The 18,155-nt window shown below is 69.3% G+C and carries 19 protein-coding genes; 15 read left to right on the forward strand and 4 right to left on the reverse strand.

Annotated features, from left to right (window positions below):
* Window positions 1–53: 53 nt before the first annotated feature.
* On the reverse strand, window positions 54–911 hold the full coding sequence (locus AB0I03_RS03950) for a RecB family exonuclease (protein ID WP_360405998.1): 858 nt from the start codon (window positions 909–911) through the stop codon (window positions 54–56).
* 89 nt (window positions 912–1,000) lie between these two features.
* Here AB0I03_RS03950 and AB0I03_RS03955 point away from each other — a divergent pair, with 89 nt between their 5' ends.
* The 3 genes from AB0I03_RS03955 (at window position 1,001) to AB0I03_RS03965 (ending at window position 3,955) form a co-directional block, all read left to right on the forward strand.
* On the forward strand, window positions 1,001–1,747 hold the full coding sequence (locus AB0I03_RS03955) for a class I SAM-dependent methyltransferase (RefSeq protein WP_360406001.1): 747 nt from the start codon (window positions 1,001–1,003) through the stop codon (window positions 1,745–1,747).
* A 79-nt stretch (window positions 1,748–1,826) separates the two neighbouring features.
* Complete coding sequence (locus tag AB0I03_RS03960; protein WP_360406004.1) at window positions 1,827–2,933, forward strand: M50 family metallopeptidase; 1,107 nt, start codon at window positions 1,827–1,829, stop codon at window positions 2,931–2,933.
* Window positions 2,934–3,031: 98 nt separating this feature from the next.
* The gene (locus AB0I03_RS03965; protein WP_360406007.1) at window positions 3,032–3,955 is read left to right on the forward strand and encodes a tRNA (adenine-N1)-methyltransferase; all 924 of its coding nucleotides are present in this window, start codon (window positions 3,032–3,034) and stop codon (window positions 3,953–3,955) included.
* A 101-nt stretch (window positions 3,956–4,056) separates the two neighbouring features.
* On the opposite strand, the gene AB0I03_RS03970 is transcribed toward AB0I03_RS03965, so the two are convergent.
* A complete protein-coding gene (locus AB0I03_RS03970) occupies window positions 4,057–4,353 on the reverse strand; it encodes a ferredoxin (RefSeq protein WP_353895574.1) in 297 nt (98 codons plus the stop codon).
* Window positions 4,354–4,462: 109 nt separating this feature from the next.
* Here AB0I03_RS03970 and arc point away from each other — a divergent pair, with 109 nt between their 5' ends.
* The 7 genes from arc to AB0I03_RS04005 all read left to right on the forward strand — a co-directional run bounded on the left by arc (window position 4,463) and on the right by AB0I03_RS04005 (window position 11,973).
* Complete coding sequence (gene arc / locus AB0I03_RS03975) at window positions 4,463–6,244, forward strand: proteasome ATPase (RefSeq protein WP_360406010.1); 1,782 nt, start codon at window positions 4,463–4,465, stop codon at window positions 6,242–6,244.
* Between the two features lie 216 nt (window positions 6,245–6,460).
* Entirely contained in the window at window positions 6,461–7,966 is a 1,506-nt protein-coding gene (gene dop, locus AB0I03_RS03980) for a depupylase/deamidase Dop (RefSeq protein ID WP_360406013.1), read from the forward strand.
* Between the two features lie 111 nt (window positions 7,967–8,077).
* Window positions 8,078–8,293, forward strand: a complete 216-nt coding sequence (locus tag AB0I03_RS03985; RefSeq protein WP_030155908.1) for a ubiquitin-like protein Pup — start codon at window positions 8,078–8,080, stop codon at window positions 8,291–8,293.
* Window positions 8,294–8,489: 196 nt separating this feature from the next.
* Window positions 8,490–9,284 (forward strand): proteasome subunit beta, encoded by a 795-nt coding sequence (gene prcB, locus AB0I03_RS03990; protein WP_360406016.1) that lies wholly within the window; start codon window positions 8,490–8,492, stop codon window positions 9,282–9,284.
* Window positions 9,285–9,299: 15 nt separating this feature from the next.
* Window positions 9,300–10,061: a proteasome subunit alpha gene (gene prcA / locus AB0I03_RS03995; RefSeq protein ID WP_360406019.1), complete on the forward strand. Its 762-nt coding sequence runs from the start codon at window positions 9,300–9,302 to the stop codon at window positions 10,059–10,061.
* 290 nt (window positions 10,062–10,351) lie between these two features.
* Window positions 10,352–11,710, forward strand: a complete 1,359-nt coding sequence (gene pafA / locus AB0I03_RS04000; protein ID WP_360406022.1) for a Pup--protein ligase — start codon at window positions 10,352–10,354, stop codon at window positions 11,708–11,710.
* A gap of 8 nt (window positions 11,711–11,718) precedes the next feature.
* A complete protein-coding gene (locus tag AB0I03_RS04005) occupies window positions 11,719–11,973 on the forward strand; it encodes a hypothetical protein (protein WP_360408152.1) in 255 nt (84 codons plus the stop codon).
* Between the two features lie 389 nt (window positions 11,974–12,362).
* On the opposite strand, the gene AB0I03_RS04010 is transcribed toward AB0I03_RS04005, so the two are convergent.
* The gene (locus AB0I03_RS04010; protein ID WP_360406025.1) at window positions 12,363–13,454 is read right to left on the reverse strand and encodes a DUF3866 family protein; all 1,092 of its coding nucleotides are present in this window, start codon (window positions 13,452–13,454) and stop codon (window positions 12,363–12,365) included.
* A gap of 129 nt (window positions 13,455–13,583) precedes the next feature.
* Here AB0I03_RS04010 and AB0I03_RS04015 point away from each other — a divergent pair, with 129 nt between their 5' ends.
* The 5 genes from AB0I03_RS04015 (at window position 13,584) to tatC (ending at window position 17,308) form a co-directional block, all read left to right on the forward strand.
* Window positions 13,584–14,561 (forward strand): WYL domain-containing protein, encoded by a 978-nt coding sequence (locus AB0I03_RS04015; RefSeq protein WP_360406028.1) that lies wholly within the window; start codon window positions 13,584–13,586, stop codon window positions 14,559–14,561.
* Entirely contained in the window at window positions 14,558–15,490 is a 933-nt protein-coding gene (locus tag AB0I03_RS04020) for a YafY family protein (protein ID WP_360406031.1), read from the forward strand. The genes AB0I03_RS04015 and AB0I03_RS04020 overlap by 4 nt, the downstream gene beginning before the upstream one ends.
* Window positions 15,491–15,573: 83 nt before the next feature.
* Window positions 15,574–15,783 carry a hypothetical protein gene (locus AB0I03_RS04025; RefSeq protein WP_360406034.1) on the forward strand — a complete coding sequence of 70 codons (210 nt, stop codon included), beginning with the start codon at window positions 15,574–15,576 and terminating at the stop codon, window positions 15,781–15,783.
* Between the two features lie 228 nt (window positions 15,784–16,011).
* Window positions 16,012–16,290, forward strand: coding sequence for a Sec-independent protein translocase subunit TatA (tatA, locus tag AB0I03_RS04030; RefSeq protein ID WP_289959977.1), 279 nt, complete (start codon window positions 16,012–16,014; stop codon window positions 16,288–16,290).
* A gap of 22 nt (window positions 16,291–16,312) precedes the next feature.
* On the forward strand, window positions 16,313–17,308 hold the full coding sequence (gene tatC, locus AB0I03_RS04035; protein ID WP_360406037.1) for a twin-arginine translocase subunit TatC: 996 nt from the start codon (window positions 16,313–16,315) through the stop codon (window positions 17,306–17,308).
* A gap of 101 nt (window positions 17,309–17,409) precedes the next feature.
* Here the strand turns inward: tatC and AB0I03_RS04040 are convergent, their stop codons facing one another.
* Window positions 17,410–18,147, reverse strand: a complete 738-nt coding sequence (locus tag AB0I03_RS04040) for an HAD family hydrolase (protein ID WP_360406040.1) — start codon at window positions 18,145–18,147, stop codon at window positions 17,410–17,412.
* Between the last annotated feature and the right edge of the window lie 8 nt (window positions 18,148–18,155).

Below are 18,155 nucleotides of genomic sequence, written 5' to 3' on the forward strand. Positions count from 1 at the left end.
ATCCGCCGTTCCCGCCCGTTTCATCGAACGCGAGAATGATCCGCGGGTACGACTCAGGGAGGAGGAGTGCCGTCCCCCGGCAGCTCGTCCACGGGCATCGCCAGGCCCGGCAGCACCGTCGGCAGCGGGTACGCCGGCGGCTCGCCGCCGAATTCGGGGCACAGCGCCTGATGCGCGCACCAGCCGCACAGCTTGGACTTCTGCGGCCGGAAGTCGCCGGTGGCGATCGCCTCGCGCATCACCGACCACAGTGCCTTGAGGGTCTTCTCGAAGCCTTCCAGCTCGCGCTCGTTGGGGGAGTAGTCGAGCATCTGCCCGTCCCCGAGGTACATGAGGCGCAGCAAGGTGGGCACCGTGCCCCTGGTCCGCCACCACACGAGGGCGTAGAACTTCATCTGGAACAGCGCCTTGTCCGCGAACCGGTCCGGCGGGCGCTTCCCCGTCTTGTAGTCGACGAGGCGCACGAGGCCGGCCGGGTTGACGTCCGCCCTGTCGATGAACCCCTTGAGCGAGGTGCCGTCGTCGAGGGTCGTCGTCACCAGGCACTCGGTGCGGTGCGGCTGGAGCCGCTGCGGGTCCTCCATCGCGAAGTACGTCTCGACCAGGCGCCGCACGTTCCGCAGCCAGTCCGACTCGTCGTCGAGCCCTTCGAACAGCGCCGCGTACTCGCCCGAGGCCTGCAGCTTCGCCCATTCCGGCTCGATCATCGCGAGCGCCTGCCGCGGCGTGCGCCGCCCGGCGTCCAGCTCGTACAGCCGCTCGAGCACCGAGTGCACGAGCGTGCCCTGCACCTGCGCCTTCGACGGCGGCTCCGGCAGGCGGTCGACCGCCCGGAACCGGTACAGCAGCGGGCACTGCTTGAAATCCCCGGCGCGCGAAGGGGAGAGCTGAGTCGGACGGGTGGCTGACATCCCTTGAGCATATGACGCACCGCCGACATCCCGATCCGCCGCACCCGGCCGCATCCCCAATCAAACATAACGCGTGTACCGTTTGGGGTATGACCACCGACGCGAACGCCGCACGCTCCTTCGGCCCCGCCGCCGACCTCTACGACGCCGTCCGCCCCACCTACCCCGCCGAAGCGCTCCGCTGGCAGGCCGGCGACGCCCCGCGGGACATCGTCGACCTCGGCGCCGGCACCGGCCTGCTCACCCGCGGCCTCATCGCGCAAGGCCACCGCGTCACCGCCGTCGAACCGGACGACCGGATGCGCGCCAAGCTCACGGCCGCCAGTCCCGGACTCGCCGCCGCCCACGCCGGAGCCGCCGAGGCGCTCCCGCTGCCCGACGCCAGCGCCGACATCGTCACCGCCGGGCAGGCCTTCCACTGGTTCGACCGCGAACGCGCCCTCCCCGAGATCCGCCGCGTCCTGCGCCCCGACGGCCTCCTCGCCCCCATCTGGAACGTCCGCGACGACGACACCCCCTGGGTCGGCGCCCTCACCGAGGCCATCGGCTCCTCCCAAGGCGAACGCGACGCCCTCGCCGCCACCGAGCCCGGCTACTTCGGGAGCGGCTTCGGCGAACCCGAGCACCGCGTCTTCCGCCACGACATGCCCCTCGACCGGGCCGGCCTGCGCCGCCTCGTGCAGTCCCGCTCCTACTACCTCACCGCCGACGACGCCCAGCGGGCACGCATCCTCGCCGTCGTCGACGAAGTCGCCGACACCCACCCCGACCTCCGCGGCAAGGACGCCTTCGCGATGCCCTACAAGACCTACGCGTTCAAGGTCCGCCCCGCTTGAGATCGGAATCCTCTCAAGCGCGCCCGCCCCAGCGGTTCCGAAGACCCGCCGCGCGGGCGGGCGCGTAGCATTGCGGCCGATGTCGACTGCAAACACGCTGGCCTTCCGCCGATCCGGATTCACCCTCGTCCGCTTCAAAGGCATCCCCGTCACCCTCGGCTACACGTGGCTGCTCCTGGCCGCGGTGGTCGTAGTCGTGTACGCCCCGATCGTGCAGCGCTCGGTCCCCGGCCTGGGCACCGGCGCCGCACTCCTCGTCGCGGCCCTCTTCGCCGTCACCCTCCTCGTCTCGGTGTTCCTCCACGAGCTCGGCCACGCCCTCGTGAGCCTGCGCGCGGGCATCGGCGTGCGCCGGATCAACCTCGACGCGCTCGGCGGCTTCACCGAGATGGACCGCGAGGCACCCAGGCCCGGGACGGCCGCCGCGATCGCGCTCGCCGGACCGGCCGTCTCCGCCGTCCTCGGCGGCATCGGCCTCGCCGGGCTCTTCCTCACCGAACCGGGCTCGCTCATCTGGCAGTTCGCCTTCCAGATCTGCGTCGCCAACCTCCTCGTCGCCGTCTACAACCTGCTCCCGGGGCTGCCGCTCGACGGCGGCAAGGCCCTCCAGGCGGGGATCTGGGCCGCCACCGGCGACCGCTGGACCGGGTTCCGCGTCGCGGGCTGGGCCGGGCGGGTCGTCGCCGTGGGCACCTTGGCGGCGGGCCTGTGGCTGTACGCCTCGAACTGGTTCTCCGCGTTCGGCCTGATCCTCCTCATATTCGTGGCGTTCGAGCTGTGGCGCGGTGCGACCAGCGCGATCCGCGCCGCCCGCATGGGCCCGCGGGTCAAAGCGCTCGACGCCGCACTGCTGGCCCGCCCGATCGTCCTCGTGCCCGCCTCGGCGACGCTGGGGGAGGCGCTGAGCGCCGCGAACGGGCGCGAGATCGTCGCCGTCGACGGCAAGCCGGTCGGCGTCCTCGACCACGCCGCCGCCGAGGCCGTCCCCGCCGACCAGGTGGCCGCGATGCCCCTGGCCGGTCTGCTGCGCTCGGCCGGGCAGGTCCCCGGCCTGCGGTCCGATCTCAAGGGCCAGGCGCTGGTGGACGTGATCGGCAAGAGCGGCGCGGAGCGGTTCTTCGTCGTCGATGAGGGCCGCCTGACAGGGCTGCTCTACACCGCCGACGTGGTCAAAGCCCTCCGTTAAGATGCGTCGGACCTATCGGGCCCGGGCGACGCCCGCGTGCCGTGCAATGAGCAACGCGACGCCGCCTGAGAGCCGTCATGAGCAAGGAGTTCACCTAAGTGGCATTTGACCTGCTGGGGCCGGGCGACCGCGTCCAGCTGACCGACGCGAAGGGCCGCATGGCCACGATCACCCTCGCGGAAGGCGGCGCGTTCCACACCCACCGGGGCAGGCTCTTCCACGACGACCTCATCGGCAAGCCCGACGGCGTCACGGTCACCACGGAGGGCGGCACGGCCTATCTGGCGCTGCGCCCGCTCCTGCCGGACTACGGCCTGTCGATGCGCCGCGGCGCCCAGGTCATCTACCCCAAGGACATTGCGCAGATCCTCACGTTCGGCGACATCTACCCCGGTTCGCGGGTCGTGGAGGCCGGTGCGGGCTCGGGCGCGCTGACGAACTGGCTGCTGCGGGCCACCGGCCCCCAGGGGCACGTCTACTCGTGGGAGCTGCGCGAGGACTTCGCGAAGATCGCCGAGGAGAACGTCAGGGGCTACTACGGCGAGGTGCCCGAGCACTGGACGCTGACGGTGGGGGACGTGGCCGAGGCCGACCTCGAGCCGGTCGACCGGGTCGTGCTCGACATGCTCTCGCCGTGGGACGTGCTGGACACTGTGGAGCGCATCCTGCGGCCCGGCGGGGTCTTCATCGGGTACGTCGCCACCACCACGCAGATGTCGGAGCTCGTGGAGGCCCTGCGGGAGCGCAAGACCTTCACCGAGCCGGCGGCCTGGGAGTCGCTCATCCGCGGCTGGCACCTCGAGGGCCTGGCGGTGCGCCCGGACCACCGCATGATCGCCCACACCGCCTTCCTGATCACCGCCCGCAAGCTCGCCCCGGGGACCGTGGCGCCGATGCGGAAGCTGAAGCCCTCGAAGGGGCAGCAGGCGCTGCGCGAGCGCAAGGAGCGGATCGCCGCCGAGGCCGAGGCCCGCGCGACCGAGGCGCTGCGGGCCACTGAGGACGACGCCGCCGGTTCGTAACGATCCGGTCACATTCTGAGTCGGATTCACGACTCTGCAAGTGCCGAAACGGGATTCGGGCGGGTGACGCGATCGCGTCACCCGCCCGAATCCCGTTCCCGCTAGTCGTCCGCGCCGGGGCCGGCGACGGCCGTCTTGTCCCGCCTGTCGCGGACGTAGATGCACTCGCCCGGGCAGTCGTGGGCCGCGTTCACGATGTCCAGGCGCAGGTGTTCGGGCACGTTGACTTGCGAACCGGCCGTAGTCAACAGCTCACCGTCAGAATCCTTCACGTAGGCGAGCCCGTCGATGTCGAACTCGAAGACCGAGGGCGCGTACTGCACGCAGAGCCCGTCGCCGGTGCAGGCGTCCTGGTCGATCGATACCTCGAGTTCACGTTCCTCAGCCATGTCCCCCAGATTAAATGAACTCAAGATGGTGGACCAATGTCGGTGTCGAGTCTTACTATTGGCCTCCCCAGCCAGCTACGGTTGGAGTAAGAAAACCATCTCCTGGGAGGTGTGACCCGTGGCACGAAGCAACGATGACCGTCGACAGAACCTGGGCCAGGGCTCAGAGCACGACGAACTGTCTGGACAGGTCGAAGAGCTCCAGGAAGAACTGGCCGCGGCGCGACGCCGTCTCACCGAAACGCCCCGACACATGCACATTCTGGAGGAGCGGCTCGCCGCAGCCCAATCCCAGATCGACCGCCTGTCGGAGCAGAACGAGCGGCTCGTGGCCACCTTGAAGGAGGCCCGCGAGCAGATCGTCTCACTGAAAGAGGAGATCGACCGGCTCGCACAACCGCCGTCCGGCTACGGCGTATTCCTGGGCGCCCGTGAGGACGGCACTGTCGACGTCTTCACCTCCGGGAGGAAGTTCCGCGTCTCGCTCGCGCCGTCGATCGACGTCGAAGAGCTCGAACGCGGCCAGGAAGTCCTGCTCAACGACGCCATGAACGTGGTCGAGGTGCTCGACTACGAGCGCATCGGCGAGGTCGTGACGCTCAAAGAGCTCATCGAGACCACCGACGGCAGTCCTCCGGACCGCGCGCTGGTGACCAGCCACGCCGACGAAGAGCGGGTCGTGCTGCTCTCCGAGGCCCTCATCAACGGCCCCCTGCGCGCGGGCGACTCGGTCATGATCGAGCCGCGCGCCGGGTACGCGTACGAGCGTATCCAGAAGAGCGAGGTCGAAGAACTCGTCCTCGAAGAGGTCCCCGACGTCGACTACTACGACATCGGCGGCCTCGACGGTCAGATCGAGATGATCCGGGACGCGGTGGAACTGCCGTTCCTCCACGCCGACCTCTTCCGCGAGCACGAGCTGCGCCCGCCGAAGGGCATCCTGCTCTACGGCCCTCCCGGCTGCGGCAAGACGCTCATCGCCAAGGCCGTCGCCAACTCGCTGGCCAAGAAGGTCGCCGAGATGCGCGGCGAGGAGGCCTCCGGCCGGAGCTACTTCCTCAACATCAAGGGCCCCGAGCTGCTGAACAAGTACGTCGGCGAGACCGAGCGGCACATCCGCCTGGTCTTCCAGCGGGCCCGTGAGAAGGCCAGCGAGGGCATGCCCGTCATCGTCTTCTTCGACGAGATGGACTCAATATTCCGCACCCGCGGATCGGGCGTCTCCTCCGACGTCGAGAACACCATCGTCCCCCAGCTGCTGTCGGAGATCGACGGCGTGGAGGGCCTGGAGAACGTCATCGTCATCGGCGCCTCGAACCGCGAGGACATGATCGACCCGGCGATCCTGCGGCCCGGCCGCCTGGACGTCAAGATCAAGATCGAGCGGCCCGACGCCGAGTCGGCGAAGGACATCTTCTCGAAGTACATCACCACGACCCTGCCGCTGCACGACGACGACCTCGCCGAGCACGACAAGGACCGCGACGCCACCGTGCAGTCGATGATCCAGGCGGTCGTCGAGCGGATGTACTCCGAAGTGGACGAGAACCGCTTCCTCGAGGTCACCTACGCCGACGGCGACAAGGAAGTGCTCTACTTCAAGGACTTCAACTCCGGCGCGATGATCGAGAACATCGTCGCGCGGGCCAAGAAGATGGCCATCAAGGACTTCCTGACGCACCAGTCCAAGGGCATCCGGCTGAGCCACCTCATCGACTCCACAGTCGACGAGTTCCGCGAGAACGAGGACCTCCCCAACACCACCAACCCCGACGACTGGGCCCGCATCTCCGGCAAGAAGGGCGAGCGGATCGTCTACATCCGCACGCTCGTCTCCGGCAAGGGCCCCGACTCCGGCCGCAGCATCGACACCGTGTCGAACACCGGTCAGTACCTGTAGCGCAGCCTGGAGCGAATAGGAAGCACGCCTCGATCGGCCGGCGGCACCACGCCGGCCGATCGGCGCACCCATGAACGTGTCAGACCGCGCGGCACCGGGTAACCGGTCGCCATGAGGACCCAGAACCTGAACGGCGCGAGACTCGGCGGCCCGGAAATCCAAACGTCTCCGATCGGAGGGAGCGCCGCCGCGCCTGAAGGGACTAGGCTCGAGAGCATGACCGTACGCCGCATTATGGGCACCGAGATCGAATACGGGATCTCCGTGCCGGGCCAGCCGGGCGCCAACCCGATGGTGACCTCCTCGCAGATCGTCAACGCCTACGCCGCCCGCCCCGAGCTCTCCAAGGGCGGCCGGGCCCGGTGGGACTACGAGGAGGAGACCCCCCTGCGCGACGCGCGCGGTTTCACCTACACCGGGGCCCTCTACGACCCGGCCGAGAACCTCGCCGACGAGGACTCCGGGCTCGCCAACGTCATCCTCACCAACGGCGCCCGCCTCTACGTCGACCACGCGCACCCCGAGTACTCGACCCCCGAGGTCACCAACCCGCGCGAGATCGTCCTGTTCGACAAGGCCGGCGAGATGACCATGGCCGAAGCCGCCCTCCGCGCGGCCCACACCCCCGGCATCGGTCCGATCAACCTCTACAAGAACAACACCGACAACAAGGGCGCCTCCTACGGCGCGCACGAGAACTACCTCATGTCGCGCCAGACCCCCTTCGCCGACATCGTCGCCCACTTCACGCCGTTCCTGGTCACCCGCCAGATCTACTGCGGCGCCGGACGCATCGGCATCGGCCAGGACGCCTCCGAGCACCGCTTCCAGATCTCCCAGCGCGCCGACTTCTTCGAAGTCGAAGTCGGCCTTGAGACCACCCTGAAGCGGCCCATCATCAACACCCGCGACGAGCCGCACGCCGACGCCGAGCGCTACCGCCGCCTCCACGTCATCATCGGCGACGCCAACCTCGCCGAGTACGCCACCTTCCTCAAGGTCGGCACCGCCTCCATCGTGCTGGCGATGATCGAATCCGGCGCCTTCGACGGCTCGCTCGCCATCAGCGAGCCCGTCGCCGAACTCCGCGCCGTCAGCCACGACCCCACCCTCAGGCACAAGATCGAGCTGCGCAACGGCAAGCGCCTCACCGCCATCGAACTCCAGCAGTCCATGCTGGAGCAGGCCGAGGCCTACTGCGGCGCCGACGCCGACCCCGACACCCGCGAGGTCCTCGACCAGTGGGCGTACGTGCTCGACGCGCTGGCCCGCGACCCCCTGGAACTGGCCGACATGCTCGACTGGCCCGCCAAGCTCTCGCTGCTCAACCGCTACCGCGAGCGCGAGAACCTCGACTGGGGCGCCGCGAAACTCCAGGCCATCGACCTGCAGTACCACGACGTGCGCCCCGAGAAGGGCCTCTACCACCGCCTCGTCGCCCGCGGCAAGATGAAGCGCCTCCTCACCGACACCGAGATCATCAACGCGATGACCGAGCCGCCCAGCGACACCCGCGCGTTCTTCCGCGGCCGCTGCCTCGCCCGGTACCCCTCCGAGGTCGTCGCGGCCTCCTGGGACTCCGTCATCTTCGACGTCGGCGCGGACTCGCTCGTGCGAGTGCCCATGATGGAGCCTGAAAAGGGAACCAAAGCCCATGTGGGAGAGTTGTTCGAGCGCTGCGAGGCCGCCAAGGACCTCCTGGACATCATCACCGCCGACTGAGGCGCATGGTTCGTCCGCGGGAATAAAGCACAGCAGTGCAGCGTCGTACCTGGCGTGCTGTCGTACTCTCGCGGTACGGTTTAGGCACCGTCGAGGTAGAAGGGAACACCTATGGCAGCGAAGGACTCCGGCGGGCAGTCGCAGTCACAGCGGTCGCGGCAGGAAGCAGATGCCGAGGCCACCGAGGCCGCTGTAGACCCCGAGATCGCCGAACGCCACGAAGCCATCACCGAAGAAGTAGACGACCTGCTCGACGAGATCGATGAAGTCCTGGAGACCAACTCCGAGGAATTCGTCCGCTCGTTCGTGCAAAAGGGCGGCCAGTAGCAGCCCCCCTGCCGGTGTAGGGCCACCTGGTGCGACGCCTAGAGGCGCATCGGGGGCCTTGCCCCACCCAAGCCCCTCGGCCCCGCGGGTCCGAAGCGGCCAGCCGCGTTTCTGCCGGCGCATTTTCTAAATAGAGGACTAGGGAGGTCATGTCGTGACAGGTCAAGGATTCCCAGGCAAACTGCCCAACGCGTATATGACGGCTGGAACCTCCTCCTTCTCGGAGTTCCTCATGCAGGTGGCACCCGAAATGCTGCCGGGGCGCAGACCCCTGCCGCCCGGCGACTTCGCCGCCGTCAGCGCCCACGCCACCACCATCGTCGCCCTGCGCACCGCCGAAGGCGTCGTCATGGCCGGCGACCGCCGCGCGACCATGGGCAACTACATCTCCAGCCGCGACATCGAGAAGGTCTTCCCGGCCGACGGCTACTCGCTCGTCGGCATCGCCGGCACCGCCGGCCTCGGCATCGAACTGGTCAAGCTCTACCAGCTCGAACTCGAGCACTACGAGAAGATCGAAGGCGCCCCGCTCACCTTGAACGGCAAGGCCAACCGCCTCGCCACCATGCTGCGCGGCAACCTCGGCATCGCCCTCCAGGGCCTCGCCGTCGTCCCCCTCTTCGCCGGGTTCGACGTCGACGCCGACTCCATCGAGGAAGCCGGCAAGATCTACAGCTTCGACGTCGTCGGCGGCATCTACGCCGAGCGCGACTTCGACTCCATCGGCTCCGGCTCCATGTTCGCCAAGAGCTCCCTCAAGAAGCGCTACCGGCGCGACATCGGCACCGACGAAGCCGTCAAGATCGCCGTCGAATCGCTCTACGACGCGGCCGACGACGACTCCGCCACCGGCGGACCCGACCCGACCCGCGACCTCTACCCCGTGGTCATGACCGCCACCGCCGAAGGCTCCAAGCGGATCGACGAGGCCGTCGTGGCCGACGTCGCCCGCACGGTGATCGCGGCCCGCACCGAGAACCCCTACGGATAAGGAGAGGAGCCGGACATGGCCATGCAGTTCTACACCAGTCCCGAGCAGATCATGCGGGACCGGGCCGAGTTCGCCCGCAAGAACATCTCCCGCGGCCGCAACGTCGTGGTGCTCTCCTGCGCCGACGGCGTCCTCCTGGTCGCCGAGAACGTCTCCTCGGCCCTGCACAAGGTCTACGAGCTCTACGACCGCATCGGCTTCGCCGCCGTCGGCAAGTACAACGAGTTCGAGAACCTCCGCACCGCCGGCGTCCGGATGGCCGACCTGCGCGGCTACTCCTACGACCGCCGCGACGTCAACGCCGCCAGCCTCGCCAAGGCCTACGCCCAGACCCTCGGCGCGATCTTCTCGGAGCAGACCAAGCCCTTCGAGGTCGAGATCTGCGTCGCCGGCGTCGGCACCGGACCCCAGGAAGACGAGCTCTACCGGCTCACCTTCGACGGCTCCATCAACGACGAGCCCGGCTACCTCGCCATGGGCGGCGACGCCGACCAGCTGAAAGAGGTCCTGGCCGACGGCCACGACTTCGAGGCCCCGCTCGCCGACGCGTTCGCGCTGGCACTGCGGGCGCTCTCCAGCTCGGGCGGCAACGGCACGCCCCGCGAGCTGACCAAGGAAGTCCTGGAGGTGGCGGTCCTGGAGCGGGCGCGTCCCGGCCGGGCCTTCCGCCGCATCGAGGGCCTGGCCCTCGACGCGCTGCTGACTCCCGCAGCGGCGGCGGCCGAGCCCGAGGCCGAAGCGGCCGCGGACGAGGCCCCTGAGGCCGACGAGTCCTGACGGCCGCCTGGCGACGCACGGCTTGAGGCCGGGCCGAGCGGGTACCCGCGATTTTCGCGGGCCCGCGCGGCCCGGTCGGCAACCGTCCGAGGCGATTGCCGACGCTCACCGACCGACGCCGCTTCGCATACCTGCCGTCCCTCTCAAGTGGACGGACCGTCCCGGTGGGGTCGCGCCAAGCCAGGTGCATACCGCCGTAAATCGAACAATCTCCATAGTGCCCGTCGCGGTATGGAACCGTTCGACCGCGAGGGGTGTTCTCCTCAACCGAATCGGGGTAGGGTTTCGACATGGACAGGCGCATTTTCGGACTGGAGACCGAATACGGGGTCACTTGCACTTTTAGGGGACAGCGCCGCCTGTCTCCGGACGAAGTGGCCCGCTACCTCTTCAGGCGGGTGGTCTCCTGGGGCCGCTCCTCCAACGTGTTCCTCCGCAACGGCGCCCGCCTCTACCTCGACGTGGGCTCCCACCCCGAGTACGCCACCCCCGAGTGCGACTCGATCGAGGACCTGGTCAAGCACGACCGGGCCGGTGAGCGCATCCTCGAAGGCCTCATGATCGACGCTGAGAAGCGCCTCCACGACGAAGGCATCGCCGGCGACATCTACCTGTTCAAGAACAACACCGACTCCGCCGGCAACTCGTACGGCTGCCACGAGAACTACCTGGTCAGCCGCCACGGCGAGTTCGGGCGCCTCGCCGAGGTGCTCATCCCGTTCCTGGTCACCCGCCAGCTCATCTGCGGGGCCGGGAAAGTCCTCCAGACCCCGCGCGGCGCGCGCTTCTGCCTGTCGCAGCGCGCCGAGCACATCTGGGAGGGCGTCTCCTCGGCCACGACCCGTTCGCGGCCGATCATCAACACCCGCGACGAGCCGCACGCCGACGCCGAGCGGTACCGCCGCCTGCACGTCATCGTGGGCGACTCGAACATCAACGAGGTCACCACGATGCTCAAGGTCGGCTCCGCCGACCTGGTGCTGCGGATGATCGAGACCGGTGTGACGATGCGCGACCTCACGCTGGAGAACCCGATCCGGGCGATCCGCGAGATCAGCCACGACACGACCGGCAAGCGCCTGGTGCGCTTGGCGAGCGGCCGCGAGGCGTCCGCTCTGGACATCCAGCGCGAGTACCTCGAGAAGGCCATCGACTTCGTCGACCAGCGCGGCGCCGACGCGGGCACCAAGCGGGTCATCGACCTGTGGGGCCGGGTGCTCCAGGCCGTGGAGTCCGAGGACCTCGACTCGGTCTCGCGTGAGATCGACTGGGTCGCGAAGTACAAGCTCATCGAGCGCTACCGCGAGAAGCGGGGCCTGGCGCTCTCGAGCCCGCGCGTGGCGCAGCTCGACCTGGCGTACCACGACATCCGGCGCGGCCGGGGCCTGCACCACCTGATGGAGAAGCGCGGTGAGGCCGAGCGGATCAGTAAGGACGTGGAGGTCTTCGAGGCGAAGGAAGTGCCGCCGCAGACCACGCGGGCGCGCTTGCGCGGCGAGTTCATCCGCAAGGCGCAGGAGAAGCGCCGCGACTTCACTGTGGACTGGGTGCACCTGAAGCTCAACGACCAGGCGCAGCGGACGGTCCTGTGCAAGGACCCGTTCCGGTCGCGTGACGAGCGGGTCGACAAGCTCATCGCCAGCATGTGAGGCCGGCGATGACGGATCGGAACGGCGCGGCCGAGCCGCAGCACGCCGAGGAGCCCGCGGGGGAGGGGCGAAGCCCGGCAGGGCGCCGCACGGACCCGCTGAGCTCGTTCGACCCGGTGGCCGCGTACGAGCGGCGCACGACGCGGATCCGCGAGGAGATCGCACGGAACCGGCGCGGCGAGTACACGGTCCCGACCTGGGTTCTGGCCCTCGCCCTGGCGGCGGTCGTCGGCCTCTGGATCCTGGTCCTGTTCGTGCTCTAGCGATAACACGATCGAGCAAAGCCCCGTCCGCGCGACAGCGCTGGCGGGGCGGTTCGCTTCCGGGGCACACCGAGTGTCCGATCGGCGCTGGGAAAGGGCCCCCGGTTTCTAGGCTAGCCAGCCGAACCTGAAGGGGAGCTGAAGCGGCTTGTCATGTAGTCCACGAAGCGTGGTCGTTGCCGGGCACGCCCAGAGTGCCGACGGCGCTGGGAAAGGGCCCCCGGTTTCCAAGGTAGCGGGGCGTTCCTGAAGGAAAGCTGAAGCGGCATGACATCCAGTCCGCCATGTGCGGTGGTGCGGCGCGGCGCAACGTGAGCCGCTGTGGCGAGCGTGCGACCGCAGTGGGGGAGTGGGGGTCGACCAGCAGGCCGGTGGTTCAGAGGAGGCGCTCAGTCGCGGCGGGTCGCTATCTGGGCCGCGTGCCTTCCTGCCGCGGCCGCGGCGACGAAGTACACCCGGTCTCGGTCCAGGCCTCTGCCCATGGTGGACAGTTTGACCGGCAGAGCCTCCATCGCCTCGACCAGGCCCGAGCAGTCGACCTCGATCTGGCGGTGCCGCTCCGGCAGTTCAGTGAGCTGCCGCCTGATGCGCCCTTCGAGCTCCGCGGGCAGCTCGTCCGGCACCGGCACGTCCGCCGCCGCCAGCGCGACCTTCGCGTACGCCGTCATCGAGTGGTGCGAGATCCCCAGGTGCCGTTCGCGCGCATCGCCTTCGGAGATCCGCAGCGATGCCACCGGCCGGCCGCCCAGCACCGACGCGGCGTTGACCGCCTCGCCCGCCGCGGTCCCCGAGAAGCCCCACACCGTGCCGGTCCCGAGGTTCCCCGGTCCCTGCGCCACGATCGCGATGTCCGCACCGCCGACCACGCGCGCCGCGATGAGTGCATTGTGGACGTTCGTCGCCTCGAGATCCCCGCCGAAGCACTGCCCCGCCGTCACGGTCGTGCACAGCCGATCCGAGAGCTGGTCGAGCTGGCGCGAGAACCACGCCGGCAGCGCGCCGCCGTCGGTCATCACATAGGCGACCCGCGCCTCCGGCGCGGTCGCATGAATACCCGCGAGCACCGGCGCGAGCGCCGAGTGCAGGTCCGCCACGACCACCGGCATCCCGCCGAGGTCCTCACAGGCCTCCACGGCCGCACGGTGCGGCGAGTCGTCCTCGTCCACGGCCAGGCGCATCGCCTGCATCGGCGTGTACCGGGCCTTGACGATGTGCCCCGGCCCCTCCACGTCCGCCGGAAGCCGGTCCGGCACGGCCACGACCAGCGCGTACCCGCCCGTGCCCAGACCCTTCGCGATGGCGTTGCAGTTGAGCAGCACCCGGTCGCCGACCTCGGGCGCCCCCACCAGCTCGTCGTAGGCCAGGCCCCGGCACGAGAACGCGTCCTCGCCCTCGCGGGCCTCGACGTCGACTTCCAGCTCGGTGCAGCCGCGCCAACCGCCGCGCACGCCGGTGACGGTCCCGTATCGCCATCTGATCACGCCCGGACATTATCAAGCGCGACCCGAACCGGCGCAGCACGGCGAGCCCGCACCAGTGCCCCGCGGACGCGCCACGCGCGCGGGCGGGCGTGCTGGCAGCGCCCTGACCGCCTGGCATAGGCTGGGCGGGTGTCCAACGATCGCACTGAACGACTGGTGAACCTGGTGCTCTGCCTGCTGTCCTCGCGGCGCTTCCAGACCTCCACCAAGATCGCCAGGACCGTCCCCGGGTACGAGCACAACCACGACGACAAGAAGGCCCACGACGCGTTCCAGCGCAAGTTCGAACGCGACAAGGCCGAGCTGCGCCGCATCGGCATCCCGCTGCAGTCCGGCATCGACTACCTGGGCGACGGCGAACCCGGCTACCGGATCGCCCGCTCCGACTTCGAGCTGCCGCAGATCGAGTTCACCGACGCCGAGGCCGCCGCCGTGGCCGCCGCCGCGCGCCTGTGGCAGCAGCCCGAGCTCCAGTCCGGGTCCTCCGACGCGCTGCGCAAGCTCCGGGCCGCCGGCATCGACGTCGAGTCGCACGCCGCCGCGTCCCCGGTCAAGTCCCTGCCCGGCGCCGAGGCCGCCCTCGCGCCGTTCCTCGAAGCGGTCGCCTCGCGGCGCGTCGTCGTCTTCGACTACTTCGGCCCCCGGGACGAGTCCGCCCAGCAGCGCCGCATCCAGCCCTGGGGCTGCGCCGCCTGGCGCGGCCGCTGGTACGTCGCCGGCCACGACCTCGACCGCGGCGCCCAGCGCTGCTTCCGGCTCTCGCGCATCAGCGGGAAGGTCCGCCTCACCGGCCCCGAAGGCGCCTTCACGATCCCCGACGACGTCGACGTCCTCGGGTTCGCCTCCGCCTCCGAGGACCACCAGCTGCCGAGCCGCGCCACGGTCCTCGTCCGGCCCAAGCGCGCCTGGGGCGTGCGCCGCCGCGCCGACCAGATCGGCCCGCGCACCGCCGAAGGCGACCAGGCCTGCTTCTCCTACACCGACACCGCCGCGACCGCCGCCTGGCTGGCCTCGTTCGGCGCGGACGTCCTCGTGACCGAACCGCCCGAACTCGTCAAAGAGACCATCGCCTGCCTGCAGGCACTCGCCGAGGAGGAGACCCCGTGACCCAGAACCGGCTCGCCCGCCTGCTCAACCTCGTCCCGTACCTCGTCGCCCGGCCCGAAGGGGTCCCGATCGCCGAGATCGCCGCCGACTTCGGCGTCGACGCCGACCAGATCCAGTCCGATCTCACCATGCTGTGGATGTGCGGACTGCCCGGTTACGGCCCCGGCGACCTCATCGACATCGCCTTCGACGCCGACGAGGTCCGCGTCCTCTTCGCCGCCGGCATGGACCGCCCGGTCCGCCTCGCCGCCCACGAGGCCCTCGCGCTCTCGGTCGCCCTCCGGGTCCTCGCCGACACGCCCGGCGTCGGCGACCGCGCCGCGATCGCCTCCGCGCTCGACAAGCTCGCCGCGGCCGCGGGCGAGGCCCCCGCCGACGTCACTGTCCGCGACACCGTCACCGACCCGCGGGCCGAACGCTATGCCGCGCTCGTCGCCTCCGGCCACGCCGCCCGCATCACCTACTACTCGGCCAGCCGCGACACCACCTCCGAACGCGTCGTCGACCCCATCGAGGTCGTCGCCGCCGACGGGCACGCCTACCTGCGCGCCTGGTGCCGCACGGCGGGGGAGATCCGGCAGTTCCGCGTCGACCGCATCGACGCGTGCTCCGAACTCGACGAGCCCTCGGAGCCCCTGCGCCTCACCAACCAGCCCGCGCCCACCGCGTTCCTCGCCTCCGAACTGCCGCGCATCGAGCTCCGGCTTGGCCCCGGCGCGAAGACCGTCACCGACGCCTACCCGTGCGACGAGATCGTCGGCGAGAGCGACGGCCGCCGCCGCGTCACCATGCGCGTGCGCGACCTCGACTGGGCCCGCCGCTTCGTCCTCGGCCTCGGCGGCGAAGCCGAAGTCCTCGCCCCCGAGGAACTGCGCGACGCCGTGCGCCAGACCGCCCGCGCCGCGCTGGCCCGGTACCAGCCCGCCTGACGGCGTTCACGAACCATGGGTCCCGGGCCGATCCGCCGCCGGGCCTCCTCGAACCCGGCGGCGCCCGGCGCTAGACTGACCCGATGATCTGGGCGATATCGGTCGTGCTGGCACTCGCCGGACTCGTGCTTCTGGCCATAGCGGCCTCGCGCCTCCTCGGCCCCCTCAAACAACTCCGGTTCGGCCTCGAACGCGTCCAAGAACGCGCCGGCGAGCTACAGGACCTGCAAGAACGCCTGAACGCGACGCTTGCCGAAGCCGAACGCACGGCCGCCGCACTGCCGAAGAAGTGACGCATCTCCGTCCCCGCCGCCACATTCTGATAAAGATCAGGCTTCCCGAAGGCTCCAGTGTTGACGGAAGTGTCAACTGTCGGTCATGCTTGTCCGGCTCGACGATGTCGTAGCCACGCCACCGCAGGTGAACCCGGTACCAAGCCGAGACTCAGCCTCCGTGGCAGCCGCCTTCCAAGCGGCATACGATGGTTAACGTCACCGACATATATCCGGAGGGACCGAACAATGGGTGCATTGAAGCCCTGGCACATCATCATTCTCGTCGTTGTCATCTTGCTGGTGTTCGGCTCCAGGAAGCTTCCCGACATGGCGCGTGGTCTGGGTCGCTCCATGCGGATCCTCAAGTCGGAGACCGAGGCCATGAAGAAGGACGGCAGCAACCCCGACGACGACGGCGACACCCGCGCTGAGCCCAAGCACACGCGCGAGCCGCTCGACCCGCCGGCGCCGGTCAACGAGTCCGTGATCGACGGCGAATCGGTCGACCACAAGAAGACCCGCTAGCCCGGAATCGGCCGTAACGAATATGGCTGACGCACCGCCGCGGCGTGCCAGGAAAGAACGCAAACCGTCGAAGTTCCAGCGCGCCGCCGACGGCTCCATGACGCTCATGGAGCACCTCGCCGACCTGCGGCAGCGGCTGATGATCGCGGTCCTGGTGATCCTGGTCGGCACCGCCGCCTCGCTGGCGCTCTCCAAGAACGTCATCCTGTTCCTGGCGGATCCGTACTGCGCATCGCAGCACGCCGTCCAAGAGACCGGTGACGGACTGGTGGGCTGCAACTTCAACCTGCAGTCCCCGATTTCCCACGTCAGCCTGTACCTGAAGATCTCCCTGTACATGGCGCTCGTGGGCACCGCACCGATCTGGCTGTACCAGCTGTGGGCGTTCATCGCCCCCGGCCTGCACCGCAACGAGCGCAAGTACGCCTACTTCTTCATCGGCGTCGCCGCGCCGCTGTTCCTCGGCGGCGCCATCCTGGCCTACTTCGTCGTCTCCCACGGCATGCAGTTCATCATGCTGCTCTCGGGTATCGGCGAGGACGGGTTCAACATCAACCTCGACCTCGAGGCCTACATCAACTTCTACATAGCGGTGATGATGGTCTTCGGGATCGGCTTCGAATTCCCATTGATCATGTTGATGCTCAACGTGATGGGCCTGGTGACGGCCAAGCGGATGCGCGGCTGGTGGCGGATCGTGGTCCTGGTGAGCTTCACGTTCACCGCGATCTTCACGCCCACGCCCGACCCGTTCGGCATGACGGCGCTGGCGATCTGCATGCTGCTCCTGTACGGGGTCGCACTCATCGTCGCGACGCTGAACGACAAGCGCAAGGGCATCACCGACGAGGACCAGTGGGACGACGAGGAGGCCAGCGACATCAGCACCTCCGACGAAGGCCTGACCGCGGACGCGACCATCGGCGCCAGCAGCCTCGACGACGATGACTACCCGGCCGAGAACGAGCGTCGCAACCGCCTCGGCCGCCGTGTCGACGGCTACGACGACATCACCTGAGTCCGCTGAGGACACAGCAGTTGGATTGACGCAGTCGAGCATTGAACGATGAGGGCCCCGCCGCGAATGCGGCGGGGCCCTCATTACGTCTCAGGGTGGCGCTAGCAGCCGCTGCGCACGAGCCGCAGCACGGCGTCGAGGCCGACGATCCGTCCCGCCTCGGCGTGCGGCACCAGGTAGCAGCGGGCGCCGATGCGCGCCGCGCCCGCGTCGGCCATGGTGTCGCCCACCATGAGCACCCGGCTCGGCTCCACATCGAGCGCGTGGCAGGCCGCGTAGAAGATCTTCTCGTCCGGCTTGCAGTAACCGACCTCGTAGGACAGCACCCACTCGTCGATGAACCGGTCGATGCCCAAGCGCCGCAGGATCGGACGCGCATCGAAACCGATGTTCGAGACGAGCGCGATCGGATACCCCTGGGCCTTCAAGGAGACGAGGGTGCCGATCGTGTCGGCGAACGCGACCCAGCCCTCAGGGGAGGCCATGCGGTCGTACAGCGCCTCGGCCAGGCCCTCGAAGACCCCGTGGGCCTGCGCCGCCAGAGCGGTGAAGGCCTCGCGGTGGGCGTCCTCGTCGAGGTCGCGGTCGGCCCAGGCGTCGGCGAAATCCGGACGCACCCGCGGCTCCATGCCCGAACCGAGCCATCCCTGCGCGCCGATCGCATCGGCCAGCGCGGTCACGGCGAGCGGGTTGAGCCGCCTGCCGCAGGACTCGGCCGCGAGCGACACCGAGCGGGTCAGTGGTTCGAGCTGCGCCAAGGTGCCGTGGAAATCGAACAGGACCGCGTCGACCCCTCCGCGTCCCGCATCGTCATCTCCTGGTGAGGAATCCCGGTGCACAAACGGAC

The organism is Glycomyces sp. NPDC021274, from assembly GCF_040641195.1.
Lineage (GTDB): Bacteria > Actinomycetota > Actinomycetes > Mycobacteriales > Micromonosporaceae > Glycomyces.